Source organism: Streptomyces sp. NPDC031365 (assembly GCF_055569765.1).
On record NZ_JBVIIM010000001.1, the window covers coordinates 514230 to 541012 of the forward strand.

25 protein-coding genes are annotated in these 26783 nt (G+C 71.6%); 17 read left to right on the top strand and 8 right to left on the bottom strand.

Annotated features, from left to right (window positions below; all coding sequences use genetic code 11):
- The first annotated feature begins 94 nt into the window (after nucleotides 1–94).
- A complete protein-coding gene (locus ACZ5C2_RS02435; RefSeq protein WP_468785633.1) occupies nucleotides 95–937 on the top strand; it encodes a MurR/RpiR family transcriptional regulator in 843 nt (280 codons plus the stop codon).
- A gap of 120 nt (nucleotides 938–1057) precedes the next feature.
- Nucleotides 1058–1642: a hypothetical protein gene (locus ACZ5C2_RS02440; protein ID WP_468785635.1), complete on the top strand. Its 585-nt coding sequence runs from the start codon at nucleotides 1058–1060 to the stop codon at nucleotides 1640–1642.
- A gap of 76 nt (nucleotides 1643–1718) precedes the next feature.
- Here the strand turns inward: ACZ5C2_RS02440 and ACZ5C2_RS02445 are convergent, their stop codons facing one another.
- On the bottom strand, nucleotides 1719–3140 hold the full coding sequence (locus tag ACZ5C2_RS02445) for a type III PLP-dependent enzyme domain-containing protein (protein WP_468785637.1): 1422 nt from the start codon (nucleotides 3138–3140) through the stop codon (nucleotides 1719–1721).
- 122 nt (nucleotides 3141–3262) lie between these two features.
- Here ACZ5C2_RS02445 and hutU point away from each other — a divergent pair, with 122 nt between their 5' ends.
- The 4 genes from hutU (at nucleotide 3263) to hutI (ending at nucleotide 9037) form a co-directional block, all read left to right on the top strand.
- The gene (gene hutU, locus ACZ5C2_RS02450) at nucleotides 3263–4951 is read left to right on the top strand and encodes a urocanate hydratase (RefSeq protein WP_468785639.1); all 1689 of its coding nucleotides are present in this window, start codon (nucleotides 3263–3265) and stop codon (nucleotides 4949–4951) included.
- Nucleotides 4952–5226: 275 nt separating this feature from the next.
- Nucleotides 5227–6429 carry an allantoate amidohydrolase gene (locus ACZ5C2_RS02455; RefSeq protein ID WP_468785641.1) on the top strand — a complete coding sequence of 401 codons (1203 nt, stop codon included), beginning with the start codon at nucleotides 5227–5229 and terminating at the stop codon, nucleotides 6427–6429.
- Nucleotides 6426–7808, top strand: a complete 1383-nt coding sequence (locus tag ACZ5C2_RS02460) for a formimidoylglutamate deiminase (RefSeq protein ID WP_468785643.1) — start codon at nucleotides 6426–6428, stop codon at nucleotides 7806–7808. The genes ACZ5C2_RS02455 and ACZ5C2_RS02460 overlap by 4 nt, the downstream gene beginning before the upstream one ends.
- Nucleotides 7809–7828: 20 nt before the next feature.
- Nucleotides 7829–9037: an imidazolonepropionase gene (gene hutI, locus ACZ5C2_RS02465; protein WP_468785645.1), complete on the top strand. Its 1209-nt coding sequence runs from the start codon at nucleotides 7829–7831 to the stop codon at nucleotides 9035–9037.
- Nucleotides 9038–9220: 183 nt separating this feature from the next.
- On the opposite strand, the gene ACZ5C2_RS02470 is transcribed toward hutI, so the two are convergent.
- On the bottom strand, nucleotides 9221–10135 hold the full coding sequence (locus tag ACZ5C2_RS02470) for an RNA polymerase sigma factor SigF (RefSeq protein WP_468785647.1): 915 nt from the start codon (nucleotides 10133–10135) through the stop codon (nucleotides 9221–9223).
- 251 nt (nucleotides 10136–10386) lie between these two features.
- Between ACZ5C2_RS02470 and ACZ5C2_RS02475 the strand changes: the two genes are divergently transcribed.
- Nucleotides 10387–10764, top strand: a complete 378-nt coding sequence (locus tag ACZ5C2_RS02475; protein ID WP_468785648.1) for an STAS domain-containing protein — start codon at nucleotides 10387–10389, stop codon at nucleotides 10762–10764.
- 242 nt (nucleotides 10765–11006) lie between these two features.
- A complete protein-coding gene (locus ACZ5C2_RS02480) occupies nucleotides 11007–11558 on the top strand; it encodes an ATP-binding protein (RefSeq protein WP_468785650.1) in 552 nt (183 codons plus the stop codon).
- 266 nt (nucleotides 11559–11824) lie between these two features.
- Here the strand turns inward: ACZ5C2_RS02480 and ACZ5C2_RS02485 are convergent, their stop codons facing one another.
- On the bottom strand, nucleotides 11825–13321 hold the full coding sequence (locus ACZ5C2_RS02485; RefSeq protein WP_468785652.1) for an oligopeptide:H+ symporter: 1497 nt from the start codon (nucleotides 13319–13321) through the stop codon (nucleotides 11825–11827).
- A 514-nt stretch (nucleotides 13322–13835) separates the two neighbouring features.
- Here ACZ5C2_RS02485 and ACZ5C2_RS02490 point away from each other — a divergent pair.
- A complete protein-coding gene (locus ACZ5C2_RS02490; RefSeq protein WP_190165172.1) occupies nucleotides 13836–14513 on the top strand; it encodes a response regulator transcription factor in 678 nt (225 codons plus the stop codon).
- 33 nt (nucleotides 14514–14546) lie between these two features.
- On the top strand, nucleotides 14547–15821 hold the full coding sequence (locus ACZ5C2_RS02495) for an ATP-binding protein (RefSeq protein ID WP_468785655.1): 1275 nt from the start codon (nucleotides 14547–14549) through the stop codon (nucleotides 15819–15821).
- Nucleotides 15822–15825: 4 nt separating this feature from the next.
- Here ACZ5C2_RS02495 and ACZ5C2_RS02500 read toward each other — a convergent pair whose 3' ends face one another.
- Nucleotides 15826–16317, bottom strand: coding sequence for a GtrA family protein (locus tag ACZ5C2_RS02500; RefSeq protein ID WP_468785790.1), 492 nt, complete (start codon nucleotides 16315–16317; stop codon nucleotides 15826–15828).
- A gap of 167 nt (nucleotides 16318–16484) precedes the next feature.
- Here ACZ5C2_RS02500 and ACZ5C2_RS02505 point away from each other — a divergent pair, with 167 nt between their 5' ends.
- The 4 genes from ACZ5C2_RS02505 to ACZ5C2_RS02520 all read left to right on the top strand — a co-directional run bounded on the left by ACZ5C2_RS02505 (nucleotide 16485) and on the right by ACZ5C2_RS02520 (nucleotide 20674).
- The gene (locus ACZ5C2_RS02505; protein ID WP_468785657.1) at nucleotides 16485–17624 is read left to right on the top strand and encodes a 5-(carboxyamino)imidazole ribonucleotide synthase; all 1140 of its coding nucleotides are present in this window, start codon (nucleotides 16485–16487) and stop codon (nucleotides 17622–17624) included.
- Nucleotides 17621–18145 (top strand): 5-(carboxyamino)imidazole ribonucleotide mutase, encoded by a 525-nt coding sequence (purE, locus tag ACZ5C2_RS02510; RefSeq protein WP_468785659.1) that lies wholly within the window; start codon nucleotides 17621–17623, stop codon nucleotides 18143–18145. Before ACZ5C2_RS02505 ends, purE begins: the two co-directional genes overlap by 4 nt.
- A 17-nt stretch (nucleotides 18146–18162) precedes the next feature.
- Nucleotides 18163–19341 carry a dipeptidase gene (locus tag ACZ5C2_RS02515; protein ID WP_468785792.1) on the top strand — a complete coding sequence of 393 codons (1179 nt, stop codon included), beginning with the start codon at nucleotides 18163–18165 and terminating at the stop codon, nucleotides 19339–19341.
- A gap of 205 nt (nucleotides 19342–19546) precedes the next feature.
- Nucleotides 19547–20674, top strand: coding sequence for a dipeptidase (locus tag ACZ5C2_RS02520; RefSeq protein WP_468785661.1), 1128 nt, complete (start codon nucleotides 19547–19549; stop codon nucleotides 20672–20674).
- Between the two features lie 10 nt (nucleotides 20675–20684).
- Here ACZ5C2_RS02520 and ACZ5C2_RS02525 read toward each other — a convergent pair whose 3' ends face one another.
- Nucleotides 20685–21077, bottom strand: coding sequence for a VOC family protein (locus ACZ5C2_RS02525; protein ID WP_468785663.1), 393 nt, complete (start codon nucleotides 21075–21077; stop codon nucleotides 20685–20687).
- Between the two features lie 15 nt (nucleotides 21078–21092).
- A complete protein-coding gene (locus tag ACZ5C2_RS02530) occupies nucleotides 21093–21452 on the bottom strand; it encodes a VOC family protein (protein WP_468785665.1) in 360 nt (119 codons plus the stop codon).
- A 126-nt stretch (nucleotides 21453–21578) separates the two neighbouring features.
- Here ACZ5C2_RS02530 and ACZ5C2_RS02535 point away from each other — a divergent pair, with 126 nt between their 5' ends.
- On the top strand, nucleotides 21579–22085 hold the full coding sequence (locus tag ACZ5C2_RS02535; protein ID WP_468785667.1) for a CGNR zinc finger domain-containing protein: 507 nt from the start codon (nucleotides 21579–21581) through the stop codon (nucleotides 22083–22085).
- Between the two features lie 90 nt (nucleotides 22086–22175).
- Here ACZ5C2_RS02535 and ACZ5C2_RS02540 read toward each other — a convergent pair whose 3' ends face one another.
- Nucleotides 22176–23519, bottom strand: coding sequence for a UDP-glucose dehydrogenase family protein (locus ACZ5C2_RS02540; RefSeq protein ID WP_468785669.1), 1344 nt, complete (start codon nucleotides 23517–23519; stop codon nucleotides 22176–22178).
- Nucleotides 23520–23700: 181 nt separating this feature from the next.
- Between ACZ5C2_RS02540 and ACZ5C2_RS02545 the strand changes: the two genes are divergently transcribed.
- Nucleotides 23701–24873: an acyl-CoA dehydrogenase family protein gene (locus ACZ5C2_RS02545; RefSeq protein WP_468785671.1), complete on the top strand. Its 1173-nt coding sequence runs from the start codon at nucleotides 23701–23703 to the stop codon at nucleotides 24871–24873.
- Nucleotides 24874–24912: 39 nt separating this feature from the next.
- Here ACZ5C2_RS02545 and ACZ5C2_RS02550 read toward each other — a convergent pair whose 3' ends face one another.
- Complete coding sequence (locus ACZ5C2_RS02550) at nucleotides 24913–26076, bottom strand: phospholipase D-like domain-containing protein (RefSeq protein ID WP_468785673.1); 1164 nt, start codon at nucleotides 26074–26076, stop codon at nucleotides 24913–24915.
- A 229-nt stretch (nucleotides 26077–26305) separates the two neighbouring features.
- On the opposite strand from ACZ5C2_RS02550, the gene ACZ5C2_RS02555 reads away from it, so the two are divergent.
- Nucleotides 26306–26674 (top strand): four-helix bundle copper-binding protein, encoded by a 369-nt coding sequence (locus tag ACZ5C2_RS02555; RefSeq protein ID WP_468785675.1) that lies wholly within the window; start codon nucleotides 26306–26308, stop codon nucleotides 26672–26674.
- Nucleotides 26675–26783: the final 109 nt, after the last annotated feature.

Sequence of the window (26783 nt, forward strand, 5' to 3'; positions counted from 1 at the left end):
GGCGCGACCTCACGTGCGGCTGTATAACGGCATGCAGAAGTGGTGATGGGTGAATAGGCCCGAAGGGTCCGAGGTCCGAGGGGGACGTCACGTCATGAGCGGCACCGAGAGCCCTGCCGCGCGCCTCCAGGCGCTCTTCGAGGGGCACCGGCTGACGCCGACCCAGCGGCGCATCGCGCACAGCATGGTGCGGCGGGCCGCCGACGTGCCGTTCCTGTCCAGCGTGGAGCTGGCCGAGCTGGCCGGGGTCAGCCAGCCGTCCGTGACCCGGTTCGCCGTCGCTCTCGGATTCGATGGCTACCCGGCCCTGCGCCGGCATCTGCGCGAGGTCGCGCCCGTCGAGCCCGCTCCGGAGACAGGCTCGTACAACGCGTACCAGCAGGCCGTCGAGGCCGAGATCGAGAACCTGCGGCACCTGGCGGAGGCGCTGGCGGACGCCGGACCCGTGCGGCGGGCGGGGCGGGTCCTCGCGGGCAGCCGGCCGCTGCCCGTGCTGGGGCTGCGGGCCGCCGCGGCCCAGGCACACGGCTTCGCCTACTTCGCCGCCAAGGTCCATCCGGACGTACGGCTGTTCAACGAGGGTGGCACGATGCTCCGCGACCGGATCGATGCCGCCGCCCGCGCCGGGGCGAGCGCCCTGCTGTGCTTCGCGCTGCCCCGCCATCCCCGTGAGGTCGTCGACGCGCTCGGCCACGCCAAGGAGACGGGACTGACCGTCGTCACCGTCGCCGACTCCCCGTTCGCGCCGGTCGCCAAGGTGTCCGACCTGCTGCTGCCCGCCGCCGTCGGCACGGGACTGGCCTTCGACACGGCGTGCGCGCCGATGCTGCTGGGCCGGGTGCTGCTGGAGGCGATGTGCGACGACCTGCCCGAAGCGCAGGCGCGGCTGGAGGAGTTCGACGCGAAGGCGGCGGCACGCGGGCTGTTCGTGGACTGACCAAGGTGCCGTGCGATCCGTGTTTCTCAGACTCGTCTCACCTTGCGTCGCTAGCGTCCGACTCCTGAGAAACGCTCAGACATCGGACGCTTCGCTGACGTGAGACACGGGAGGCTGGACGTGACACGTGGAGGACAGGGGCTGGCCCGGGTGGCCGTCGTCGTACGGGCCGGAGCCGCGCCACTGTGGTGGCTGGGAGTCGTCGCCGCGGGCACCGGGGTGCTGGTGCCCGGACTGACCGGGCGCCGGATCGGCGTGCTGGCGGGTGCCGCGCTGTTCCTCGTGACGGCGGCCGTCGTGGCGTACGCGGGACGGGGGCGGTACCGCGTGCTTGCCCGCCAGGCGGCGCGGGCGGGCAGACACGACGTGCTCCAGGACCGGGCGGTGACCGTGCGCAACTGGCGCCGGACGCACCGCTGGTGGCTGCTGCTCGCCTTCCTCGCCGCCCTGGGCACCGCGTTCGCCGCACCCGCCGCCGGGGGGCTGCTGCTTGCCGGGGGCGGGGTCGGCCTGTGGCTGAAGGCGGCCTGGATCGGCCGGCTGGAGCAGGCGGACGAGGCCCTGCTGTGGGTGCGCGTCGACTGGCTGCGCGCGGGTGCGGGGCGGCCTGCCGGCAAGCGGGTCAAGGCGTACCGTGCGACGGGGATCGCGGCGGGTGACGCGGCGCCGGGTGGCTCGCGCCGGCGGGTTGCCGCGCCGGCCTGAGGATTCCGCGCGGGGGCGTGGGGGCGGCTCGCGCAGTTCCCCGCGCCCCTCGGGGCGCTCCTTCTGAGGGCGTTGTTCAGGAGGCGAGGCCTGTCAGGGCGTCGGTGTGGGCGGTGCCTGATTCGGCGACGATCTCCTCGATCGTCTGGGCACGGCGTACGGTCGCGAAGGTGACGGCGCCCGTCGCGTCCCGGGCGAAACCGTGGATGGCCGGGCGGGGAAGTGAGTTGTACGCGTAGTGGTGGGCGAAGTAGTACGCGCCCGTGTCCAGCGCCGCCGCGTAGTCGCCCTGCTCCAGCAGCGGCAGTTCCTGACCCTGCGCGAGCAGGTCGCCCGCGAAACAGGCCGGCCCCGCCACGTCCTGCACCACCGCCGGCCCCTCCTTGGGCCGCCCCTTCGCGTCGTACGCGGCGATCCTCAGCGGCCACGACCCCGGCGCGTACACCGTCCGCGTCGCCACCTGCACGCCCGCGTGGGTCACCGCCACCGGGCGCCCGCCCGCGCTCTTGGCGTACTCCACGCGCGCGACCACCGTGCCGTGCTTGGCCAGCAGCGACCGGCCGAACTCGGTGACCAGACCGTACCGCCCGTCGAACAGCCCCGGCACCGTCTCGCTCAGCACCCGCGCGTACTCCCCGTACGTCGGGCTGCTCGCCTCGGACGCGAAGTTGACCGGCAGTCCGCCGCCGATGTCGATGGTGTCGATCTGCTGCCACCCCGCACGCCCGTTGATCTCCTCCGCCAGCGTGTACGCCTCCGAGACCCCCCGCGCCATCATCGACAGCGCGACGCCCTGGGAACCGGAGTGGGTGTGCAGCCGGGTCAGCCACGGCCGGTCCAGATATGCCCGCACCACCCACTCCCGCGCCCCCTCGTCGCGCAGCGCCACCCCGAACTTCGAGGTCGCCGTCGCCGTGGACAACGCTTCGATGGAACCCCCGCCGACCTGCGCGTTCACCCGGATGCCAATGGGGGAGCGGGAGCCGGAACCGCTCATCAGGGCGTCGATGCGCTCCAGCTCCTGCGGATTGTCCGCGTTCAGGGCGATGCCCAGCGCCAGTGCCTCCCGCAGCTCGGCGGGCGTCTTGGCGGGTGAGTCGAGGACCGTCCGCTCCGGCTCCACCCCCGCCGCCTTGGCCAGCGCCAGCTCACCCGGGCTGGCCACCTCCGCGCCGATGCCCTCCTCACGCAGCAGCCGCAGCACCGGCACCAGCGGGCTCGCCTTCACCGCGAAGGCGTGCAGCACGGAGGTGCCGGGCGCCGTCACCGCGTCGAACGCCGCCCGCAGCCCGGCCGCCGACTCCCGGATGCCGGTCACATCGAGCAGCGCCACCAAGGGGACGTCCGCCTCGAGCAGGCCCTGCTCCACGGCGGCCCGGACCGCCTCGTCCCGCCGGGCGGCCCGCCCGGCGCCCTGCGGGTCGCCCTCGTCCGTCGGACCGCCGTCGTAAGCCACCGTGTCCCCCGTCCCGTCCGTGTTCTCCATGTTCGCGCGCATGTATCCAGCCAAACATCCCCCGCACCGCCGCGCCGACGCACCCCCCGTCTTGACTAGCTCTATTCAGAACCTGAGGATATGAATATCTGCAGTAATCATCCGCAGCCCACAGGAGGCACACCATGGCCGGTCCCGGACCCCGCCCCGTCCGAGCGCCGCGCGGCACCGAACCGAGCGCTCTGGGCTGGCAGCAGGAGGCCGCCCTGCGGATGCTGCAGAACAATCTCGACCCGGAGGTCGCCGAGCACCCCGACAAGCTCGTCGTCTACGGCGGCACCGGAAAGGCGGCGCGCGACTGGCGTTCCTTCGACGCCATGGTCCGCACGCTGAAGACCCTCAAGCAGGACGAGACGATGCTCGTCCAGTCCGGCCGCCCGGTCGGGGTCATGCAGACCCACGAGTGGGCCCCGCGTGTCCTCATCGCCAACTCCAACCTCGTCGGGGACTGGGCCAACTGGGAGGAGTTCCGCCGCCTGGAGGCGCTCGGCCTGACCATGTACGGGCAGATGACGGCCGGCTCCTGGATCTACATCGGCACCCAGGGCATCCTCCAGGGCACCTACGAGACCTTCGCCGCCGTCGCCGCGAAGCTGCACTCCATGGGTAAAGGGGTCGGCGGCACGCTGGCCGGAACCATCACCCTCACCGCCGGCCTCGGCGGCATGGGCGGCGCCCAGCCGCTCGCGGTGACGATGAACGGCGGCGTCGCGATCTGCGTCGACTGCGACCCGCGCGCGATCGAGCGCCGTATCGAGCACCGGTACCTGGACGTGAAGGCCGACTCGCTCGACCACGCCCTGCGGCTGGCCGTCGAGGCCCGGGACCGGCGGGAGCCCCTGTCCATCGGCGTCCTCGGAAACGCCGCCGAAGTGGTACCGCAACTGCTCGCCCAGGGCGCCCCCATCGACATCGTCACCGACCAGACCTCCGCCCACGACCCCCTGGCGTACCTCCCGGCCGGCATGGCCTTCGAGGACATGGCCGACGCCGCCGCGAAGGACCCGGCCGGCTTCACCACCCGCGCCCGCGAGTCCATGGCCCGGCACGTCGAGGCGATGGTCGGCTTCCAGGACGCCGGCGCGGAGGTGTTCGACTACGGCAACTCCATCCGGGGTGAGGCGCAACTCGCCGGTTTCGAGCGTGCGTTCGCCTTTCCGGGGTTCGTGCCGGCGTACATCCGGCCGCTGTTCTGTGAGGGCAAGGGTCCGTTCCGCTGGGCCGCGCTGTCCGGTGACCCGGCCGACATCGCCAAGACCGACCGGGCGATCCTGGAGCTCTTCCCGGAGAACGAGTCCCTTGCCCGCTGGATCAAACTGGCGGGGGAGCGGGTCCACTTCCAGGGGCTGCCGGCGCGCATCTGCTGGCTCGGCTACGGCGAGCGGGACAAGGCCGGTGAGCGGTTCAACGACATGGTCGCGAGCGGGGAGCTGGCCGCGCCGATCGTCATCGGGCGGGACCATCTCGACTGCGGATCGGTGGCGTCCCCCTACCGGGAGACGGAGGCGATGCTGGACGGGTCCGATGCCATTGCCGACTGGCCGTTGCTGAACGCCATGGTGAATGTGGCGTCCGGGGCGTCCTGGGTGTCCATCCACCACGGTGGGGGTGTCGGGATGGGGCGGTCCATCCACGCCGGGCAGGTCACGGTGGCCGACGGGACGGCGCTGGCTGGGGAGAAGATCCGGCGGGTGCTCACGAATGATCCGGGGATGGGCGTCATCCGGCATGTCGATGCCGGGTACGACACCGCGGAGTCGGTGGCCGGCGAGCGGGGCGTGCGGGTGCCGATGCGTGAGGGTGGTTCGGCGTGAGGGACGGTGACGGCGACGGCGACGCGTCGGTGAGGGCTGAGCTCTCGTCGCCGCCTGCGGCTCCGGCTGTGCCCACCCGTTCCGCCCTGCGGAACGCCTGCCCACAGCCTGGCGGGGGTCCGCGGGCTGGTGGTGGCCTACAGCCTGGCGGGGGTCCGCGGGCTGGTGGCAGCTCACCGCCGGGTGGTGGCCCAGGGCCTGGTGGAGGGCCGCAGGCCGGAGGCGGGGCGGCGCGTGGTGGGGCGGGGTTCGTTCCGGGTGATGGCTTTCATGAGATGTGGCGTCAGTTGCTGGCCGTCGGGCGGAGTTCCGTGACCGGCGGCTACCGGCGGTTCGCCTGGACCCGGGTGGACTCCGAGTGTCGGGACTGGTTCGAGGAGCAGGCCCGCGCTCGGCAGCTGACCTACGAGGTCGACCGGAACGGGAACCAGTGGGCGTGGCTCGGCGACCCCGCGCGGGGGGACGCGGTGGTCACCGGGTCGCACCTCGACTCCGTGCCCGACGGCGGGGCCTTCGACGGGCCTCTCGGGGTCGTCTCCGCCTTTGCCGCCCTCGATGAACTGAGCCGCAGAGGTGTGCAACTCGCCAGGCCGCTCGGCATCGTCAACTTCGGCGACGAGGAGGGCGCCCGCTTCGGACTGGCCTGCGTCGGCTCGCGCCTCACCGCGGGCGTGCTCACGGTCGAGCAGGCCCACCGGCTCACCGACGGCGACGGCATCACGCTCCCGCAGGCCATGGAGGCCGCCGGATACGATCCCGACGCCCTCGGCGCCGACCCCGAACGGCTGGACCGCATCGGCGCCTTCGTCGAACTCCACGTCGAGCAGGGCCGGGCCCTGGAACTGTCCGGCGACCGTATCGGCATCGCCTCCGCCATCTGGCCGCACGGCCGCTGGCGGTTCGACTTCCGCGGCGAGGCCAACCACGCCGGCACCACCCGGCTCGCCGACCGCCGGGACCCGATGCTGCCGTACGCCGAGACCGTCCTCGCCGCCCGCCGCGAGGCCGAACGCGCCGGCGCCGTCGCCACCTTCGGCAAGATCGCGGTCGAACCGAACGGTGTCAACGCCATCCCCTCCCTGGTGCGCGGCTGGCTCGACTCCCGCGCCGCCGACCAGGAGCGCCTGGACGCCGTGGTCGGCGGGGTGGAGAAGGCCGCCCGCGCCCACGCCGCCGCCCACGGAGTCGACCTCGGCGTCGAACGCGAGTCCTTCACGCCCGTCGTCGACTTCGACCACGCCCTGCGCGGCGAACTCGCCCGCATCCTGGGCAGTGACACGGACCTCAAGGTGCCCGTCCTCGGCACCGGCGCCGGACACGACGCCGGAATCCTCGCCGGACGCGTCCCGGCCGCCATGCTGTTCGTGCGCAACCCCACGGGTGTCTCGCACTCCCCGGCCGAGTACGCGTCCGAGGACGACTGCGTGGCCGGGGTCCTCGCACTCGCCGACGTACTGGAAGGACTGGCCCGCACGTGACAGCCACCCCGCGGACGTACTGGCTGGAGCACGCCTGGCTCGGCACCCTCCCCCAAGCTCTCGGCTCCGCTCGAGCAGGGGGGACCCCCATCAAGCCGGGCGTGGCCCTGGAGGTCGGGGACGGTCGCATCACCGCCGTCCGCCCGGACACGCCCGCCCCGCCGCCCGGCGCCGAGATCCTGCGCGGACTGACCCTCCCGGGACTGGCCAACGCCCACAGCCACGCCTTCCATCGCGCCCTGCGCTCCACCACCCAGGTGGGCTCCGGCACCTTCTGGACCTGGCGCGAGATCATGTACGCCACGGCCGCCCGGCTCACCCCGGACACCTACCGGGCCCTCGCCCGGGCGGTGTACGCGGAGATGGCCCTGGCGGGCATCACGACGGTCGGCGAGTTCCACTACGTCCACCACGCCCCCGGCGGCACGCCCTACGCCGACCGCAACGCCATGGGCGAGGCGCTCGTCACGGCCGCCGCCGAAGCCGGTATCAGGATCACCCTCCTCGACACCGCCTACCTCTCCTCCGGCTTCGGACAGCCGCCCACCACTCACCAGCTCCGCTTCTCCGACGGCGACGCGGACGCCTGGGCCGAACGCTGTTCAGGTCTCAAGGAACAAGATCACGCACGGATCGGCGCGGCGATCCACTCCGTCCGGGCCGTACCGGCGGAGCAGTTGGCGACCGTGGCACGGTGGGCGGAGGAGCGGCGGGCCCCGCTCCATGTGCATCTGTCGGAGCAGACCGCCGAGAACGACGCCTGCCGCGAGATCCACGGCTGCACCCCGGCCCAGCTCCTGGCCCTGCACGGTGTTCTCGGACCGCGCACCACCGGTGTCCACAACACCCACCTCACCGCCGAGGACATCTCCCTCATCGGCGGCAGCGGAACCGGCACCTGCATGTGCCCGACGACCGAACGGGACCTCGCCGACGGCATCGGCCCCGCCGCGGCGCTGCAGAACGAGGGCTCCCCCCTCTCCCTCGGCTCCGACAGCCACGCCGTGATCGACCTGCTCGAAGAGGCGCGTGCGCTGGAGCTGAACGAGCGCCTGCGCACCCGCACCCGCGGCCACTGGACGGCCGCCGCGCTGCTGCGGGCCGCCTCCGCCGACGGACATGCCGCCCTCGGCTGGGACGGCATCGGCGGCATCGAGACCGGGGCGCGCGGTGACCTCGTCACGATCGCGCTCGACTCGGTCAGAACAGCGGGGCCCCTGCCCGGATCCGGCGCCGAGACGGCCGTATTCGCCGCGACGGCAGCGGACGTACGGCACACGATCGTGGGTGGCCGGCACGTCGTACGCGACGGGGCGCACACGCTCGTCCCCGATGTGCCCGGAGCCCTCGCGCGGGCAGTCGCCGCCCTGCGCGCCTGACAACCACCCACGAGGACACCATGAGCAGCACCGTCATCAACAACATCGCCACGCTGGTCACCAACGACCCCTCCCTGGGACGAGGGTCCCCCCGCTCGGGCACATTCGAGAGTGGGGAAGGCTCCCCCCTCGGTCTGGTCCGGGACGCGGCCGTCGTCATCGAGGGCGACCGCGTCGTGTGGACCGGTGAATCAAGCAAAGCACCCGCCACTGACAATCGGGTCGACGCCGGGGGCCGTGCGGTCCTCCCGGGCTTCGTCGACTCCCACTCCCACCTGGTCTTCGCGGGCGACCGCACCGAGGAGTTCAACGCCCGGATGTCCGGCCGCCCCTACAGCGCGGGCGGCATCCGTACGACCGTGGCCGCCACCCGGGCCGCGAACGACGCGGAACTGGAGGCGAACCTCACCCGCCACCTCGCGGAGGCCCTGCGCCAGGGCACCACGACCTTCGAGACCAAGTCCGGCTACGGCCTGACCGTCGAGGACGAGGCCCGAGCCCTGCGCCTGGCGGCCCGTCACACCGACGAGGTCACCTTTCTCGGCGCCCACATCGTCGCCCCCGAGTACGCCGAGGACCCGGCCGGGTACGTCGCCCTGGTCACCGGCGAGATGCTGGACGCCTGCGCGCCGCACGCCCGCTGGATCGACGTGTTCTGCGAGAAGGGCGCCTTCGACGGCGACCAGGCCCGCGCCATCCTCACCGCGGGCCGGTCGAAGGGGCTGCACCCGCGCGTTCACGCCAACCAGCTCTCCTACGGCCCCGGTGTCCAGCTCGCCGTCGATCTCGACGCGGCCAGCGCCGACCACTGCACCCACCTCACCGACGCCGACGTGGACGCCCTGGCGGGCAGCCGCACGGTCGCCACCCTGCTGCCCGGCGCCGAGTTCTCCACCCGTGCCGAGTGGCCGGACGCCCGCCGGCTGCTGGACGCCGGGGCGACGGTCGCCCTGTCCACGGACTGCAACCCCGGATCGTCCTTCACCTCCTCCGTCCCCTTCTGCATCGCGCTGGCGGTACGGGACATGGGGATGACCCCGGACGAGGCGGTCTGGTCGGCCACCGCGGGCGGCGCCGCCGCCCTGCGTCGTGACGACATCGGCCGCCTGACGCCGGGCGCGTACGCCGACCTCACCCTCCTCGACGCCCCGAGCCACGTCCACCTCGCCTACCGGCCGGGCGTCCCGCTCGTCGCCGGGGTGTGGCGCCGGGGCGTACGCGCGGTGTGACCCCGACGGGCCGCCGCACCAGACCGTGCGCCCGGCGGGCCGCCGCACCAGACCGTGTGCCCGGCGGGCCGCCGCACCAGACCGTAGGCCCCGACAGACCGCCGGCGGGCGTCCCGGCAGCCCGAAGGGGGGCGGCCCGGCTGCGGACCGCCCCCCTGGAGGACAAGCATCACCCGGTGAGGATCACTCCTCGACCGTGAGCCCCTTGCGCAGTTTCACCAGCGTCCGTGACAGCAGACGGGAGACATGCATCTGGGAGATGCCCAGCTCCTCGCCGATCTCCGACTGGGTCATGCCCGCGACGAAGCGCAGGGAGAGGATCTTCCGGTCCCGCGGCGGCAGTTCGGCGATCAGCGGCTTCAGGGACTCGACGTACTCGATGCCTTCGAGCCCGTGGTCCTCGTAACCGATCCGGTCCGCCAGCGCCCCCTCGGCGTCGTCCTCCTCCGGCTGGGCGTCCAGCGAGGAGGCGGTGTAGGCGTTCGACGCCGCCATGCCCTCGACGACCTCGTCGCTGGTGATGCCCAGCCGTTCCGCCAGCTCGGCCACCGTCGGCGCGCGGTCGAGCTGCTGGGCCAGTTCGTCGCCGGCCTTGGCCAGGTCGAGGCGCAACTCCTGCAGCCGGCGCGGTACGCGCACGGACCACGAGGTGTCACGGAAGAAGCGCTTGATCTCGCCGATGATGGTCGGCATCGCGAAAGTGGGAAATTCCACACCGCGGGACATCTCGAAGCGGTCGATCGCCTTGATCAGGCCGACAGTGCCGACCTGGATGATGTCCTCCATCGGCTCGCTGCGCGAGCGGAAGCGGGAGGCGGCGAACTTGACGAGCGCGAGGTTCAGTTCGACGAGCGTGTTGCGTACGTAGGAGTACTCGTGGGTGCCTTCCTCCAGCGACTCGAGGCGCTCGAAAAGGGTCTTGGACAAAGCCCGTGCGTCGACCGGGCCCACCTCGTCGTACGGGGGGATCTCCGGTAGTCCGGCGAGTAGGTCGTCCGGGACGACACCCAGGTCGTCCTGCTCGATGGGATCCAGATGTTCCGGAGCGGGTGCCGACGTCGCTTCAGGGGTAGGCGATGCGTCGAGCCGGGGTGACATGATGTCCTCCATCGTTCTCGGCATATGGCTGCCGAAGCCGATACGTGCACTGCGGTGTGCGGCGCCTCCAAAGCCGGCCGTGTTCGGGTACGTGTCTTTACTAGCCCTATCGGCTCTCGCAAGCACATCGCAAGTGCGTTCTGTGTGGATATGTCGGTTTGTGCGTGATTGTTAGAGTGTCGATGCATGGCCGGAAGGCGTAATGTTCAAGAGCGTCAGCAAGCAGCCACGACGTCGGGAGAAGAGACGGCATGGACCGCGGGACGGTCGGCAGCGCACAGTCGGGCCGGCTTCTGGTCGAGGTGCGAGAAGAGGGCCCCAGTGCCGTCGTGACTCCGGCGGGTGAGTTGGATCACCACACCGCCGATCTGTTGCGTGAGCCACTGGAGGACTGCCTCGCCAAGGGATTCAAGCGTCTTGTCATCGACTGCGCCCGACTGGAGTTCTGTGACTCCACGGGACTGAACGTGCTGCTCGGTGCCCGGCTGAAGGCCGAGGCCGCCGGAGGCGGGGTTCATCTCGCGGCCATGCAGTCCGTGGTCGCGCGGGTGTTCGAGATTACGGGTGCGGACGCGGTGTTCACTGTCCATGACACTCTCGAGGCGGCCCTGGCCGACGATTCGGCGTGACCCGCGCGGGCACGCCCGGCGGGGCGTTTCCGTCCCGCCCGTCGTCGGAGGGCCAGATCCGTCGCGCCTTTTCGTGCGAATACGGGGGTGTCCCCTCGGTCCGCCCGGGCAAAAGACATCCTGAACGTGCCGGACGCGGTGGCCGCGAGGACGCCGGGAACCGGACGTGCCGCACGCACGTGACCGACCGAGTACGGAATGTTTTCTATCGTGAACCGGTGACACGGTGAGGTGAAGCGCTGATGAGCACCACCCGGCCCTATTCGCCGGGCGACCGCGGTCCGGAGCCCGGCGGCGCTTCCGGGACGCCCGGGGGCGCGGTACCGGCCGTGGGCGCGTCCGACGGCGGCGTGGCCACGCCGACGGCGCCCCCGGGCTCTTCGGGTGGCCGTGTCCGCCGGCTGAGCTTCGACGGCCAGAGCGGTGTGGTCCCGCTGGCCCGTGACTTCACCCGTCAGGCGCTGTACGAGTGGGGCGTGCTGCCCGCCGCCACCGCGGACCGGCGGGCCGCCGCCGAGGACGTTCTGCTCGTCGTCTCGGAGTTGGTCACCAACGCCTGCCTGCACGCCGAAGGGCCGGATCATCTGGCCATCACGTGCGACAGGAAGGTGATCCGGCTGGAGGTCACCGACCGCGGCACGGGCCAGCCGGCCCCGCGCACCCCGCACCGGGCGGGGCGGCCCGGCGGCCACGGCATGTTCATCGTGCAGCGGCTGTGCCTGGACTGGGGTGTCGTACGCGCTCCTGATGTGGCGGGCAAGACGGTCTGGGCGGAACTGGGGACGCCGGCGTAGTACCGGCCCACCGTGACCGACGCCCCACCGTGACCGACGCCCCACCGTGACCGACGCCCCACCGTGACCGACGCCCCACCGTGACCGACGCCCCGGCGGGGCCTCACTTCGCTTGTGCCTGCACCGGAGTTCTTCGGGGGCGGCCCAGCGTCCCGCATGGGACGGCGGTGGCAGCCGTCTCAACGTACGGTCCGGCGCCAGGAGGGTCCCGCATCCACCCGGATGCGGGACCCTCCGTCCGTTCGGCTCGCTCCTCGGGGGACCGCTCAGCGGACGTCGCCCATGAGGCCCTTGACCTTGTTGCGGTACATCCACACCGCGAAACCGGCGGCCACGGCGAGCGTGGCCTCCATCGCGACGATGCCCGTCCTGTTCAGGTCGACGCCGGCGATGGACAGCAGACCGGTCGTGGCGTCACCGGCCGTGACGGCCAGGAACCAGACACCCATCATCTGCGAGGCGTACTTCGCGGGCGCCATCTTCGTGGTGACCGACAGGCCGACCGGGGAGAGCAGCAGCTCACCGACGGTCTGCGTGAAGTAGATCGCCACCAGCCACAGCGCAGCCGCCTTGTGACCGCCCTCGGCGATCGACAGCGGGGCCAGGAACAGGAAGAACGACACGCCGACCAGCAGCAGGCCGGAGGCGAACTTCACGATCGTGCTCGGCTCCTTGCCGCGCCGGTTCAGCGCCAGCCAGATCCAGGCGAAGACCGGAGCCAGCGCCATGATCAGGACGGGGTTGACCGACTGGTACCAGGAGACCGGGAAGTCCCAGCCGAGGACGCTGTTCTCGGCCGAGGAGGCGGCGAAGATCGACAGGGTCGAGCCGCCCTGGTCGTAGATCATCCAGAAGATCGCGGCGGCGACGAAGAACCAGATGTACGCGGACATCTTCGACTGCTCGGCGCGGTCCAGGTCCTTGTCGCGCTTGATGCGGGCGATCACCATCACCGGGACGATCACGCCGAGCAGCGTCAGCGGGACCAGGATCCAGTTCAGGGTGTAGTTGCCGGTGATGCCGATGACGGCGTACGCGACGACGGCGATGCCCGCCCACAGCGCGGCCTTGCGCAGCGTCGAGGACTTCTCCCGGTCGGACAGCGGCTTCGGGACGACGCTGGACCGGGCGTCCAGGTGGCGGCTGCCCAGCAGGAACTGCACCACGCCCAGGCCCATGCCGACCGCGGCGAGCGCGAAGCCCAGGTGCCAGTTGACGTTCTCACCGATGGTGCCGATGATCAGCGGCGCGGCGAAGGCACCCAGGTTGATGCCCATGTAGAAGACGGTGAAGCCACCGTCCCGGCGGGGGTCGTCCGGGCCCTGGTAGAGCTGGCCGACCATCGTGGAGATGTTGGCCTTCAGCAGACCGGAGCCGATGGCGACCAGGCCGAGCCCCGCGTAGAAGGTGCCGGAGGACGGCAGGGCCAGCGTCAGGTGGCCCAGCATGATGATTCCGCCGGCCACGGCGACGGTCTTGCGGGGGCCCCACACGCGGTCGCCGAACCAGCCGCCCGGCATCGTGAGCAGGTACACCAGCGAGAGGTACACCGAGTAGATCGCGGTGGCGGTGCCGGCGCTCAGACCCAGTCCGCCCGGCGCGACGAGGTACAGCGGGAGCAGAGCCCTCATGCCGTAGTAGGAGAAGCGCTCCCACATCTCGGTCATGAAGAGTGTGGCCAGTCCGCGGGGGTGGCCGAAGAAGGTCTTCTCGGACCCGGGGGTGCCCGGAGAGACCGAGTCCTTCGTCAGGCTGGACGCCATTGGTCGTTCCTTGCTGTCGGGACGCGTCGCGGATGCGCGGACGCGCCCGGTGGGGGGCAGGCCGGCACCGGCGAGGCCGTACCGCCCACCCCACGCCCGGGGGAGGCCGTTCCGGATCGCGGAACGGCGGACGGCGACCACCGGGATCCACGCCTCCTCCGTGCGTCCGCGCACGGTGAGGCCCGGCCACAGGTCATTCCTTCCGGGGCCGGCGGAAAACCGGCCCGGACACGGAAGAGACCCTCGGCGTCGACTGCGCCAAAGGTCCCCGTGGTGCAACAGGCGTGGATTCACCATACGGCAGGACAGTGCCGGATATGGAAGGACTTGAGACACGGATCACAGGTCATGGAGGAACCGGATCGCCTATTCGAAGGTATTCCCGGGGTGTACCCCACGCAATCCAGGTCCGTACCAGGAATGCCGAGGGCGGGAACCCGGTGTGCCCGGAGGTGAGAACCAAGCCCGGTGATCACACCACTGGGCGCACCGCGACGGGACTACCATCACTGCCATGACCCGTGTACTGCTCGCCGAGGACGACGCGTCCATCTCGGAGCCGCTGGCCCGCGCCCTGCGCCGGGAGGGCTACGAAGTCGAGGTGCGTGAGGACGGACCCGGTGCGCTCGACGCCGGAATGCAGGGCGGCGTCGACCTGGTGGTGCTGGATCTCGGTCTGCCCGGCATGGACGGCCTGGAGGTCGCCCGCCGGCTCCGCTCCGAGGGGCACACGGTTCCGCTGCTGATCCTGACCGCCCGCGCGGACGAGGTGGACACGGTCGTGGGCCTGGACGCGGGCGCCGACGACTACGTCACCAAGCCGTTCCGCCTCGCCGAGCTGCTCGCGCGGGTCCGGGCCCTGCTGCGGCGCGGCTCCACCGAACCCCAGCAGCCGCCCGCCACCCACGGGGTGCGCATCGACGTCGAGTCGCACCGGGCGTGGATGGGCGACGAGGAGCTCCAGCTCACCGCCAAGGAGTTCGACCTGCTGCGGGTCCTGGTGCGGGACGCGGGCCGGGTCGTCACCCGCGACCAGCTGATGCGCGAGGTCTGGGACACCACCTGGTGGTCCTCCACCAAGACCCTCGACATGCACATCTCCTGGCTGCGCAAGAAGCTGGGCGACGACGCCGCCAACCCCCGCTACATCGCGACCGTGCGCGGTGTGGGCTTTCGCTTCGAGAAGAGCTGAACCCCGCCGGGGTTCAGCAGTGGGTAAGAGAACATGCGCCGTCGTCTGATCCAGTCCACGCTCGCCGTGGTGCTCGTCGTGATCGCCGTCTTCGGCGTCTCCCTGGTGATCGTCGAGACCCGCACGATCAGCGAGACCGCCCAGGAGCGGGTGGAGTCCGAGGCGGTACGGCTGGCCAGCATCGTGGACAGCCGGCTGCTGGTCGAGGACAAGGTCACCGCCGAGATCCTGAGCGACCAGATCACCGAGGACCGGTACGCCGTCGTCAAGATCCCCGGCAAGCCGCCCATCGAGGTCGGCGCCAAGCCGGACGGCGACGTCATCAGCGCTTCGGCCCCCGGTGAGGAGGGTGAGACGGTCACCGTCCAGGAGCCGCGCTCCTCGGTGACCCGGGAGGTCGGCCGTACGCTGCTGATCATCGGGCTGGTGGCGCTGCTGGCGGTGATCGCGGCGGTGTTGCTGGCGATCCGCCAGGCGAGCCGGCTCGCCTCCCCGCTGACCGACCTCGCGGAGACCGCCGAACGCCTCGGCTCCGGTGACCCGCGTCCCCGGCACCGCCGCTACGGCGTCCCCGAGCTGGACCGCGTCGCGGACGTACTGGACTCCTCCGCCGAACGCATCGCCCGCATGCTGACCGCCGAGCGCCGCCTGGCCGCCGACGCGTCCCACCAGCTGCGCACCCCGCTCACCGCTCTGTCCATGCGCCTGGAGGAGATCACCCTCACCGACGACCCGGAGACGGTGAAGGAAGAGGCGACGATCGCGCTGGCGCAGGTGGAGCGGCTGACCGACGTGGTGGAGCGGCTGCTGACCAACTCCCGGGACCCCCGTACCGGCTCCGCGGTCACCTTCGACCTCGACGAGGTGATCAAGCAGCAGCTCGCCGAGTGGCGCCCCGCCTACCGCAGCGCGGGCCGGGCGATCGTCTCCTCCGGCAAGCGGGAGCTGCGGGCGGTGGGCACACCGGGCGCGGTCGCCCAGGTGCTGGCCGCGCTGATCGAGAACTCGCTGATGCACGGCGGCGGCACGGTCGCCCTGCGCACCCGGGTCACCGGCAACCAGGTCGTCGTCGAGGTCACCGACGAGGGCCCCGGCGTCCCCGCCGACCTGGGCGCCCGGATCTTCGAACGGGCGATCAGCGGCCGCAACTCGACCGGCATCGGACTCGCCGTCGCCCGGGACCTGGCGGAGGCCGACGGCGGGCGCCTGGAGATGCTCCAGGCCGCCCCGGCGGTCTTCGGCCTGTTCCTCTCCCGCACGCCCCCGCAGAGGTCCGGGAACGAGGACAGCCGCCGGACGGTGCGCTGACCGGCTACGGCACCCGCTGCTTGGGCTTGCGGCCGTCGGCGACCGGGCCCGACCCCGCCACCGGCCCCCGGGCCGGCAGCGCGCGGAAGACCCATGTGCGGTAGGACCAGAAGCGGAACAGGGTCGCGACGCCGATGCCGAGGAACTTGAAGATGTTGCTCTGCAGTGGGCTGTCCCAGCCGAAGCCGTACGTCGCCGCGTACAGCACGCCGTTCTCGATCACCAGGCCGATGGCGCTGAACAGCAGGAACAGGGACAGCTCTCGGGTGCGCCCGGACTTGTCGCGGTCCCGGTAGGTGAAGTACCGGAAACCGACGTAGTTGAAGATGATCGCCACGATCGTGGCGATGACGCTCGCCCGCACCACCTGGAGGTCCGTCACCTGCCGGACCAGGTTGAACACGCCCAGGTTGACCAGTACTCCGGCTCCCCCCACCGCGCCGAACTTGGCCACTTCCCGGAAGAGCCGTCGAAGCCCCGAGGAACCTCGTTCCATCGTCTGCAGGCTCCCGTCAGTCGAATGCGTCAACCCCGCCATGCTAACCACCCACCCGCGCGATCTTCCTGCGGGACGCGTGCGCGGACCCGGGCCGCGACCGCGCACCTTCCCGGCGTGACGGGTGCGAAATCGGCCACCGTGGCGCGGGCCGATACCCTGGGTGCGTGACGTTCCCGGTAGTCGGCATGGTCGGCGGGGGCCAGCTCGCTCGTATGACACACGAGGCGGGCATCCCGCTCGGCATCAGGTTCAAGCTCCTCAGTGACACTCCGCAGGATTCCGCGGCGCAGGTCGTCGGCGATGTCGTCGTCGGCGACTACCGCGACCTGGAGACACTGCGCGAGTTCGCGCGCGGCTGTGACGTGATCACCTTCGATCACGAGCACGTGCCCACCGAGCACCTCAGGGCCCTGGAGGCGGACGGCATCCCCGTCCGTCCCGGCCCCGACGCGCTGGTGCACGCCCAGGACAAGGGGGTGATGCGCGCGAGGCTCGACGCGATCGGCGTGCCGTGCCCGCGGCACCGCATCGTCGACGGCCCCGGGGACGTGGCCGCGTTCGCGGCGGAGGGCGAGGGCTTCCCCGTCGTCCTCAAGACGGTCCGCGGCGGCTACGACGGCAAGGGTGTGTGGGTCGTCGACTCCGCCGAGGAGGCCGCCGAGCCGTTCAAGGCCGGTGTTCCGGTCCTCGCCGAGGAGAAGGTCGACTTCGTGCGCGAGCTGGCCGCGAACGTGGTCCGCTCCCCGCACGGCCAGGCCGTCGCCTACCCGGTCGTGGAGTCGCGGCAGGTGAACGGCGTCTGTGACACGGTGATCGCGCCCGCGCCCGGCCTCGACGAGGACCTCGCGCTGCGGGCCGAGAAGATGGCCCTGACCATCGCGGGGGAACTCGGCGTCGTCGGCCACCTCGCGGTCGAGCTGTTCCAGACCCGCGACGGCCGCGTCCTCGTCAACGAACTCGCGATGCGCCCGCACAACTCCGGTCACTGGTCCATGGACGGCGCGATCACCTCGCAGTTCGCCAACCACGTCCGCGCCGTCCTCGACCTCCCGCTCGGCGACCCGCGCCCGCGCGCGAAGTGGACGGTCATGGTGAACGTCCTCGGCGGCGACTACCCGGACATGTACTCCGCGTACCTGCACTGCATGGCCCGCGACCCCCAGCTGAAGATCCACATGTACGGCAAGGACGTGAAGCCGGGCCGCAAGGTCGGCCACGTCAACACCTACGGCGACGACCTGGACGACGTGCTGGAGCGCGCAGGCCACGCAGCCGGCTACCTGAGAGGGACCATCACCGAATGAGCCCCGTTGTAGGCATCGTCATGGGGTCGGACTCCGACTGGCCCGTCATGGAAGCGGCGGCCCAGGCCCTCGACGAGTTCGAGATCGCCTACGAGGTCGACGTGGTCTCCGCGCACCGCATGCCCCGCGAGATGATCGCGTACGGCGAGCAGGCCGCGGACCGGGGACTGAAGGTGATCATCGCGGGTGCGGGCGGCGCCGCCCATCTGCCCGGCATGCTCGCCTCGGTCACCCCGCTGCCCGTCATCGGCGTGCCCGTGCCGCTGAAGTACCTCGACGGCATGGACTCCCTGCTGTCCATCGTGCAGATGCCGGCCGGTGTCCCGGTCGCCACCGTCTCCGTGGCCGGGGCGCGCAACGCGGGTCTCCTCGCGGCCCGTATCCTCGCCGCCCACGACGGGGAACTGCTCAACCGGATGCGGGAGTTCCAACAGGAGCTGAACGACCAGGCCACCGAGAAGGGCAAGCGGCTGCGCGCCAAGGCCGAGGGCTCCGCCAACGGCTTCGGCTTCGGCACGTGAGCGGGGTGGGTCCGGCCGTGAAGTACCTCGACGAAGCCCGCGCCCTGCTGGCCGAGTTCCCCGTCGTCGACGGGCACAACGACCTGCCGTGGGCGCTGCGCGAACAGGTCCGCTACGACCTCGGCGCCCGCGACATCGCCGCCGACCGGTCCGAGCACCTGCACACCGACATCCCCCGGCTGCGCGCGGGCGGGGTGGGGGCGCAGTTCTGGTCGGTGTACGTCCGCGCGGATCTGCCCGACCCGGTGCCGGCCACGCTGGAACAGATCGACTGCGTACGGCAGTTGCTGGCCCGGTATCCGCAGGACCTGGCGCCCGCGCTGACCGCCGCCGACATGGAGACCGCGCGCGGTCAGGGCCGTATCGCCTCCCTCATGGGCGCGGAGGGCGGCCACTCGATCGCCAACTCCCTGGGAACGCTACGGGGGTTGTACGCCCTCGGGGTCCGCTATCTGACCCTCACCCACAACTTCAACGTGGCGTGGGCGGATTCGGCGACGGACGAGCCGGGAGTGGGCGGCCTTTCGGCCTTCGGCCGCGAGGTGGTGCGGGAGATGAACCGGCTCGGCATGCTGGTCGACCTCTCCCATGTCGCCGCGACGACCATGCGCGACGCCCTCGACACCACGTCCGCGCCGGTGATCTTCTCCCACTCCTCCGCCCGCGCGGTCTGCGACCATCCGCGCAACATCCCGGACGACGTCCTGGAGCGGCTGCCCGCCAACGGCGGCGTGGCGATGGTGACGTTCGTCCCGAAGTTCGTGCTCCAGGCGGCCGTCGACTGGACGGCGGCGGCCGACGAGAACATGCGCGCACACGGCTTCCACCACCTCGACGCCACAGCCGAGGCGATGAAGGTCCACCGCGCCTTCGAGGAAACCCGTCCGCGCCCGGTCGCGACGGTGTCCACGGTGGCGGACCACCTGGACCACATGCGCGAGGTCGCCGGCATCGACCACCTCGGCATCGGTGGTGACTACGACGGCACGGCCTTCACCCCCGACGGCCTCGGCGACGTGTCCGCCTACCCGAACCTGATCGCCGAGCTCCTCGACCGCGGCTGGTCGAAGACCGACCTGGCCAAGGTGACCTGGCAGAACGCGGTACGGGTACTGGGCGCCGCGGAGGACGTGTCCCGGGACCTCCGCACGACCCGCGCACCGTCCAACGCCACCCTGGACTCCCTGGACGCCTGACAGCGGGGTCCGGGGCGGAGCCCTCCGGGGCGGGACGGGGAGGGGCGGAGGGGGCGCGGCACAGCAGCGTATGCCCCGGCGGGGCATGCCCCGAACGCCGTATGCCCCGGCGGGCATACCCCGAACGCCGCGTCCACCAGGAAGCACGCGCCCGCTCCGTGCGACCGTGACCGTACTGCCCAGGTCACGACGTACGGAGCCCGTGATGGCCGATCTCCAGGACGACCTGCACCCCGCCGCCGAGGCCGGCCGGGTCGACGAGCCGTACCCGCAGGAGGCGGTGGTCGTCGGGCCGGAGGCCTACGAGCCCGTCTCCGACCCGGACGACGCCCCGCTGACCCGCGCCCGTGCCGTCCTCGCCGCCCACCCCGTCGCCGACGGCTACAGCGGGCTCCCCGGCGAGCTGCGCCGGCGGCCCTGGTACGACCTCGACGTCGGGGAGAGCGCCCTCGACGCGGACGTACCCCGGTTGCGCAAGGGCCAGGTCGGCGCCGTGTTCTGGTCACTGCACCTGACCGAGGGGCAGGGCGGCGACCGTGCCGTCGGCGCGACCCTGGAGCAGCTGGACCTGGCGAAGGCGGTGGTCGCCGCCCACGAGCAGGGACTGCGGCCCGCCCGCACCGCCGGACAGATCGCCGACGCCCGCAACTGCGGCCGGGTGGCGGTCCTGTTCGGGCCCGCCGACGCCGCCGCGCTCGGTGACTCCCTGGGCGTCCTGCGGTCGCTGCACACCCTCGGGCTGCGCGTCCTCACCCTGACCGGCACCTCCTGGGCGGGCGCCCCGGGGCTCACCCGCTTCGGTGAGGAGGTCGTCCGGGAGATGAACCGGGTCGGCATGGTGGCCGACCTCTCGTACGCCTCCACCCCGACGATCCGCCGGGTCCTCGCCCTCTCCAAGGCACCCGTGCTGTTCACCCGCTCCGCCGCCCGCACCCTGCGGCCCCACCCGGCCAACCTTCCCGACGACCTGCTCACCGGGGTGGGGGAGGCCAAGGGCCTGTGCCTGGTGCCGCTGACCGCCGAACAGGCCGGCCCGAGCGTCCGTGACGTCGCCGACCACCTCGACCACATCCGCACCCTCGCCGGACCGGAGTGCGTGGGCCTGTCCGGCACCTACGACACCGGCAGCGCCCACCCGCAGGAACTCCACGACACCTCGTGCTACCCCGCGCTGATCGCCGAACTCCTCAGGCGCGGCTGGGATGAGTCCGACGTGGCCCTGCTGACCTGGGGCAACGTCCAACGGGTGCTGCGCGGCGCCGATTTCACGGCCCACGCCGCCCAGCAGCGCCGCCCCCCGTCCACCGCGTCGATCGCCGACCTGGACGGCTGAGTCCCCGCCCCTACGGCTGCTCGATGCGGCAGAGGCAGAACGGATGCCCCGCAGGGTCGGCGTACACCCGGAAGTCCTTGCTCTCGTAGTCCTCCCGGTCCAGCACCCGCGCCCCCAGCGCCAGTACCTTCTCCTCGGCCACGTCGAGCTCCTCCCAGGTGCCCCCGGCGTCGAAGTCGAGGTGGAACTGCTGGGAGCCGTGGTCGGCGCGCGGCCGGCCGGGCGGGGCGTACCCCGGCGCGCGCTGGAAGGCCAGCCGTGGGCCTGCGGGGATCTGGAGCACCACCCAGTCCGGGTCCTCCTCCACGGGGGTGCCGCCGCCGACGGCCGCGTAGAAGACGGCCAGCTCCCGGGGGTCGGGGCAGTCGAGGACGACAGAGCGCAGGCGGGCCACGGCGGCCATGCGTTCCTCCAGGTGTCAGCAGGCGCAGAGGCAGAACGGGTGCCCGGCCGGGTCCGCGTAAACCCGGAAGGTCCGCGAGCGGTCCTCCGTGTCCAGCGGCTTCGCGCCGAGTGCCAGTACCTCCTTCTCGGCCGCGTCCAGGTCCTCGACGGTCAGGTCCAGATGGAACTGCTGCGAGCGGTCCTCCGCCGGCCACTGCGGCGGCACGTGCCCCGGGGCCGCCTGGAAGGCGAGGACCGGGCCGCCGGGCACCGCGAGGTCCACCCAGTCGTCCTCACCCTCCACCGTGCCGCCCACGATCCCGGCGTAGAACCCCGCCAGCGCCCGCGGATCGGGACAGTCCAGAACAACGGCGCCCACCTTGGCAACGGACATGACGTCCTCCTCGACGTAGTGATGGTTACCCGTAAGAACCGGTAACCGGTAACCGTTACTGCATGCTGCACCATAGGGGGTAACGCCGCAAGCGGATAAGAGAGATCCGGGAGGTACGGTCCAGGCATGAGTGAGAGATCGGCCCCGCCCGGCGGGCCGGCCCTGATCCAGGCGCTGGTCAACACGCTGGACGTCGAGACGGGCGGCGACGCGCTGGACACCGCGGAGGGCCGTGCGCCCTTCGGGCTCACCGAGGACACCGCCGGCTCCGCCCGCGAGCTGCGGGAGTCCCTGCGCGCGGCCCTCCTCGCCCACGCCGGCCACCCCCCGCACCGCGAGGTCACCCCCCTGGGCGACCTGCTCGCGCGGGCGCCCCTGGTGGTCACGGTCGACACCACCGACGGCTCGGCCGCCCTCGCACCGGTCGACGACGGCCGGCTGCTCTCCCGGATCGCCGCCGCCGTCGCCGAAGCGGTCACCGCGGGCACCTGGAACCGGCTGAAGGCCTGCGAGGCCGTCACCTGCCACTGGGCGTACTACGACCGCAGCCCCGCCGGGCGCGGCCGCTGGTGCTCCATGCAGGTGTGCGGGGCGCGCGCCAAGATGCGCCGGTACCGGGCGAAGGGGGCGTAGCCGCACCGCGCCCGCACCCGGTGGGGCAGAATGCAGCAAGACGCCGGTTCGGCCGACTGAGCCTCGGCCGAACCGGCGTCACCCGTTCTTCTAGGCGGCGGGGCGCCCCATCGCGCGAAAACGCCACCCGGCCCGCCGCCACTCCTCCGCGTCGAGCGCGTTGCGTCCGTCCAGGATCAGCCGCTCGGCGGCGACCTCACCCAGCTCCGCCGGGTCCAGCTCCCGGAACTCCCGCCACTCCGTCAGATGCAGGACGACGTCCGCGCTCCGCACCGCCTCCAGCGCCGAGTCGGCGTACCCAAGGGTCGGGAAGAGCCTGCGGGCGTTGTCCATGCCCTTCGGGTCGTACACCGTGACCTGGCCGCCCTGCAGGTGGATCTGCCCGGCCACGTTCAGCGCCGGCGAATCCCGGACGTCGTCCGAGTCCGGCTTGAAGGTGGCACCGAGCACCGCCACCCGCTTGCCCAGGAAGGGACCGCCGCCCAGCGCCTGTCGTGTCAGCTCCACCATCCGGCCGCGCTGGCGCATGTTGATCGAGTCGATCTCCCGCAGGAACGTCAGCGCCTGGTCCGCGCCCAGCTCACCGGCGCGCGCCATGAACGCCCGGATGTCCTTGGGGAGACAGCCGCCGCCGAACCCGATCCCCGCCCGCAGGAACTTCGCGCCGATCCGGTCGTCGTAGCCGATGGCCTCCGCCAGCCGGGCCACATCGCCGCCCGTGGCCTCGCACAGTTCCGCCATCGCGTTGATGAAGGAGATCTTGGTGGCCAGGAAGGAGTTCGCGGAGGTCTTCACCAGCTCCGCCGTCGGGAAGTCCGTCACCACGAACGGCGAGCCCTCCTCGACCGGAGTGGCGTACACCTCCCGCAGCAGCTTCTCCGCCCGCTCACCGCGCACACCCACCACGATCCGGTCCGGGTGCAGCGTGTCCTGGACGGCGAAGCCCTCGCGCAGGAACTCCGGGTTCCAGGCCAGCTCCACGTCCTCACCGGCCGGGGCGTGCTCCGCCAGGTAGGCGGCCAGCCGGTCGGCCGAACCGACGGGCACCGTCGACTTGCCGACGACGAGGGCAGGACCCTTGAGGTGCGGCGCGAGCGAGGCGATCGCGGAATCGACGTACGACATGTCGCAGGCGTACTCGCCGTGCCGCTGAGGGGTGGTCACACAGACGAAGTGCACATCGCCGAACTCGCCCACCTCGGCCCAGTCCATGGTGAACCGCAGCCGCCCGCTCGACCCCTCGATCCCGGCGACATGCCGGCGCAGCAGTTCCTCCAGCCCCGGTTCGTACATCGGGGCCTCGCCGCGCCGGAGCTTGTCGATCTTCTCCGGTACGACATCGAGGCCCAGCACCTCGAACCCCAGATCCGCCATGGCCGCCGCGTGGGTCGCGCCGAGATAACCGGTGCCGATCACGGTGATCTTGAGGGCCATGGGTGCTCCAGAGGTATACGGCATGCAGTGCGCGCCCGAGCATAGCCGGGGGACCGGGACGGGCTCCGGTCGGCTGTCGTCAAGCTCACCTATCCACGACCGTGGAGGAAGGCCTAAAATCGGAGTTACTTAACGGTAGTTAGCGTGATCAGCATCGCAGCGTTTTGGAGCGTGAGAGACCTTGGCCGGATCGGCTGACTTCGACCTGTACCGCCTGTCCGAGGAGCACGACATGCTCCGGGACGCCGTCCGCGCGCTGGCCGAGGCGAAGATCGCGCCGTACGCCGCAGCGGTGGACGAGGACGCCCGCTTCCCCCGCGAGGCGCTGGACGCCCTTGTCGCGAACGACCTGCACGCCGTGCACGTCCCGGAGGAGTTCGGCGGTGCCGGCGCCGACGCGCTCGCGACGGTCATCGTGATCGAGGAGGTGGCCCGCGTCTGCGCGTCCTCCTCCCTCATCCCCGCCGTGAACAAGCTGGGCTCGCTGCCGGTCATCCTCTCCGGCTCCGAGGCGCTGAAGAAGAAGTACATGACCCCGCTCGCCAAGGGTGACGTGCTGTTCTCGTACTGCCTCTCCGAGCCGGACGCCGGCTCCGACGCCGCCGGCATGAAGACCAGGGCGGTCCGCGAGGGCGACACCTACGTCCTCAACGGAGTGAAGCGCTGGATCACCAACGCCGGCGAGTCCGAGTACTACACGGTGATGGCCGTCACCGACCCGGCCAAGCGCTCCAAGGGCATCTCCGCCTTCGTCGTCGAGAAGTCCGACGAGGGCGTCTCCTTCGGCGCCCCGGAGAAGAAGCTCGGCATCAAGGGCTCGCCCACGCGCGAGGTGTACCTGGACAACGTCCGCATCCCCGCCGACCGCATGATCGGCGAGGAGGGCACCGGCTTCGCCACCGCGATGAAGACGCTGGACCACACCCGCATCACCATCGCCGCCCAGGCCCTCGGCATCGCCCAGGGCGCCCTCGACTACGCCAAGGGCTACGTCAAGGAGCGCAAGCAGTTCGGCAAGCCGATCGCCGACTTCCAGGGCGTCCAGTTCATGCTCGCCGACATGGCCATGAAGATCGAGGCCGCCCGCCAGCTCACCTACGCCGCCGCGGCCAAGTCCGAGCGCGTCGCCGCCGGAGGTGGAGAAGGGGACCTCACCTTCCAGGGCGCCGCCGCCAAGTGCTTCGCCTCCGACGTCGCCATGGAGGTCACCACGGACGCCGTGCAGCTCCTCGGCGGCTACGGCTACACCCGCGACTACCCGGTCGAGCGGATGATGCGCGATGCGAAGATCACGCAGATCTACGAGGGCACGAATCAGGTCCAGCGGATCGTGATGGCCCGCAACCTGCCGTAGCCCTTCCTCCCGGGCCGGGGCGACCGGCCCGGGAGAAGCTCACAGGAAGCGCCGGACCGGGGCGACGGCCGCCTCGGCGAAGCGCTCGGACAGGGGACGGCGCTGCCAGCGGGCCGGGTCGACGGGCTCGCTCAGCGCGCGGTCGGCATTGAAATCGGCATCGAGCGTCGCGGTGAATTCCTCGTCGAGGACGGCCAGCATGACCTCCTCGTCGTGCTCCATGGAGCGGCGGTTGAAGTTGCTGGAGCCGATGAGGGAGCAGACGCCGTCCACCGTGATGATCTTCGTGTGGAGCATGGTCGGCTGGTACTCCCGCAGCTCCACGCCCGCGTCCACCAGGGTCTGGTAATGCTGCCGCCCGGCCAGCAGGCAGGCACGCTGGTCGGTGTGCGGACCCGGCAGCAGGATCTCCACCCGTACCCCCCGGCGGGCGGCGGCGGCCAGGAGGCCGACGAAGTAGGTGTCGGGAGCGAAGTACGCGGTGGACAGCCGGAAGCGCTCCTGCGCCGAGGTGATCACGACGCGCAGCAGTGTCTGCATGTCCTGCCAGCCGAAGCTCGCCGAGCCCCGCACCACCTGAACCGTGGCGTTCCCGGGCTGTTCCTGGGCGGTGAAGCGGTCGTGGTCGTCGTACAGGTCGTCGTGGCACTCGGCCCAGTTCTGGGCGAAGGCCGCGGCTATGCCGTCCACGGCGGGCCCCCTGACCCGTACGTGGGTGTCCCGCCACTCGCCCGGGTCGCGGGCGTCGCCGCACCACTCCTCGGCGATGCCGACGCCCCCGGTGAAGGCGGTGCGCTCGTCGGTGACCAGGACCTTGCGGTGGCAGCGGTGGTTCTGCCGCAAGGGCGACAGCCGCGTGGGCTTGCGGAACCAGGCCACCTGGACGCCGGCCTCCGCCATGGAGTCCAGTAGCTCCGGCTCGATCTCCTTGGCGCCGAAACCGTCCAGCAGCAGTCGTACGCGGACGCCCGCGCGGGCCCGGTCGGACAGCGCGGCGGCGAACTCCCGCGCGATGTCGCCCCGCCAGTACACGAAGGTCATCATGTCGACGGTGTGTTCCGCGGCGCGGACGGCCGCCAGCATCTCGGGGAAGATCCGGTCGCCGTTGCGCAGCGGCACGAGCTCGTTGCCCTCGGTCGCGGCGATGCCGATGAGCCGCTCCAGCCGTCTGCGCAGCCGCTTTCTCTCCGCCTGTGGTGTCACGCGCGCTCTCCCTGTGCTGCTCGTCGAGCCCTCATGACGTCGTCGGTCGACCTGGGCCCCCTCTCTTCTTGCCGTTGCCGGCGCTTTCAAGCAGGCATCTCCCTCAGGGGGCCCGGCAGACGGAGGACGGGCGGGGTGGGCCTCGCCCTGTGGTGGTCATGCGGCGAGGGGCGTAGGACGGAAGGGCGGGGGCCGAGCGCCGGTCCTCGTCGTCCCCCCGGGAGGAACCATGACCCAGCAGCAGCCCACCGCCGCGGAACCGATGAGCCAGGAGACGCAGGACTGCGTCCAGGCCTGCATGTCCTGCCACGGTGCGTGCGAGGAGACCATGAGCTCCTGTCTGCAGATGGGCGGCCAGGCCCAGATGCCGATCATGCGGGCGCTCATGGACTGCTCGGAGATGACCCGCATGTGCGCGGACATGATGATGCGCCGCTCGCCGCTGGCGAACGAGATGTGCATGATGTGCGCGCAGGCGTGCGACATGTGCGCCGAGGCGTGTATGTCCATGCCGGACGACGACCGGATGACGCGTTGCGCGGAGTCCTGTCGCCGCTGTTCCGAGATGTGCCGTGCCATGGCGGGCAGCATGACGTGACACCGCCGGACGTGGGGGGGGGGGGGGGGGGGGGGGGGGGGGGGGGGGGGGGGGAGGGGGGTGGGGGGGGGGGGGGGGGGGGTGGTCGTTTCCTTTTTTGTTTTTTTGT

Bases quoted from the DNA above. Each gene is read 5' to 3' on its own strand.
- ACZ5C2_RS02435 (WP_468785633.1), top strand. From the start codon at position 95: ATGAGCGGCACCGAGAGCCCTGCCGCGCGCCTCCAGGCGCTCTTCGAG.
- ACZ5C2_RS02445 (WP_468785637.1), bottom strand. From the start codon at position 3,140: ATGCGCGCGAACATGGAGAACACGGACGGGACGGGGGACACGGTGGCT.
- hutU (WP_468785639.1), top strand. From the start codon at position 3,263: ATGGCCGGTCCCGGACCCCGCCCCGTCCGAGCGCCGCGCGGCACCGAA.
- ACZ5C2_RS02455 (WP_468785641.1), top strand. From the start codon at position 5,227: ATGTGGCGTCAGTTGCTGGCCGTCGGGCGGAGTTCCGTGACCGGCGGC.
- hutI (WP_468785645.1), top strand. From the start codon at position 7,829: ATGAGCAGCACCGTCATCAACAACATCGCCACGCTGGTCACCAACGAC.
- ACZ5C2_RS02470 (WP_468785647.1), bottom strand. From the start codon at position 10,135: ATGTCACCCCGGCTCGACGCATCGCCTACCCCTGAAGCGACGTCGGCA.
- ACZ5C2_RS02475 (WP_468785648.1), top strand. From the start codon at position 10,387: ATGGACCGCGGGACGGTCGGCAGCGCACAGTCGGGCCGGCTTCTGGTC.
- ACZ5C2_RS02480 (WP_468785650.1), top strand. From the start codon at position 11,007: ATGAGCACCACCCGGCCCTATTCGCCGGGCGACCGCGGTCCGGAGCCC.
- ACZ5C2_RS02485 (WP_468785652.1), bottom strand. From the start codon at position 13,321: ATGGCGTCCAGCCTGACGAAGGACTCGGTCTCTCCGGGCACCCCCGGG.
- ACZ5C2_RS02490 (WP_190165172.1), top strand. From the start codon at position 13,836: ATGACCCGTGTACTGCTCGCCGAGGACGACGCGTCCATCTCGGAGCCG.
- ACZ5C2_RS02495 (WP_468785655.1), top strand. From the start codon at position 14,547: ATGCGCCGTCGTCTGATCCAGTCCACGCTCGCCGTGGTGCTCGTCGTG.
- ACZ5C2_RS02500 (WP_468785790.1), bottom strand. From the start codon at position 16,317: ATGGAACGAGGTTCCTCGGGGCTTCGACGGCTCTTCCGGGAAGTGGCC.
- purE (WP_468785659.1), top strand. From the start codon at position 17,621: ATGAGCCCCGTTGTAGGCATCGTCATGGGGTCGGACTCCGACTGGCCC.
- ACZ5C2_RS02520 (WP_468785661.1), top strand. From the start codon at position 19,547: ATGGCCGATCTCCAGGACGACCTGCACCCCGCCGCCGAGGCCGGCCGG.
- ACZ5C2_RS02525 (WP_468785663.1), bottom strand. From the start codon at position 21,077: ATGGCCGCCGTGGCCCGCCTGCGCTCTGTCGTCCTCGACTGCCCCGAC.
- ACZ5C2_RS02530 (WP_468785665.1), bottom strand. From the start codon at position 21,452: ATGTCCGTTGCCAAGGTGGGCGCCGTTGTTCTGGACTGTCCCGATCCG.
- ACZ5C2_RS02535 (WP_468785667.1), top strand. From the start codon at position 21,579: ATGAGTGAGAGATCGGCCCCGCCCGGCGGGCCGGCCCTGATCCAGGCG.
- ACZ5C2_RS02540 (WP_468785669.1), bottom strand. From the start codon at position 23,519: ATGGCCCTCAAGATCACCGTGATCGGCACCGGTTATCTCGGCGCGACC.
- ACZ5C2_RS02555 (WP_468785675.1), top strand. From the start codon at position 26,306: ATGACCCAGCAGCAGCCCACCGCCGCGGAACCGATGAGCCAGGAGACG.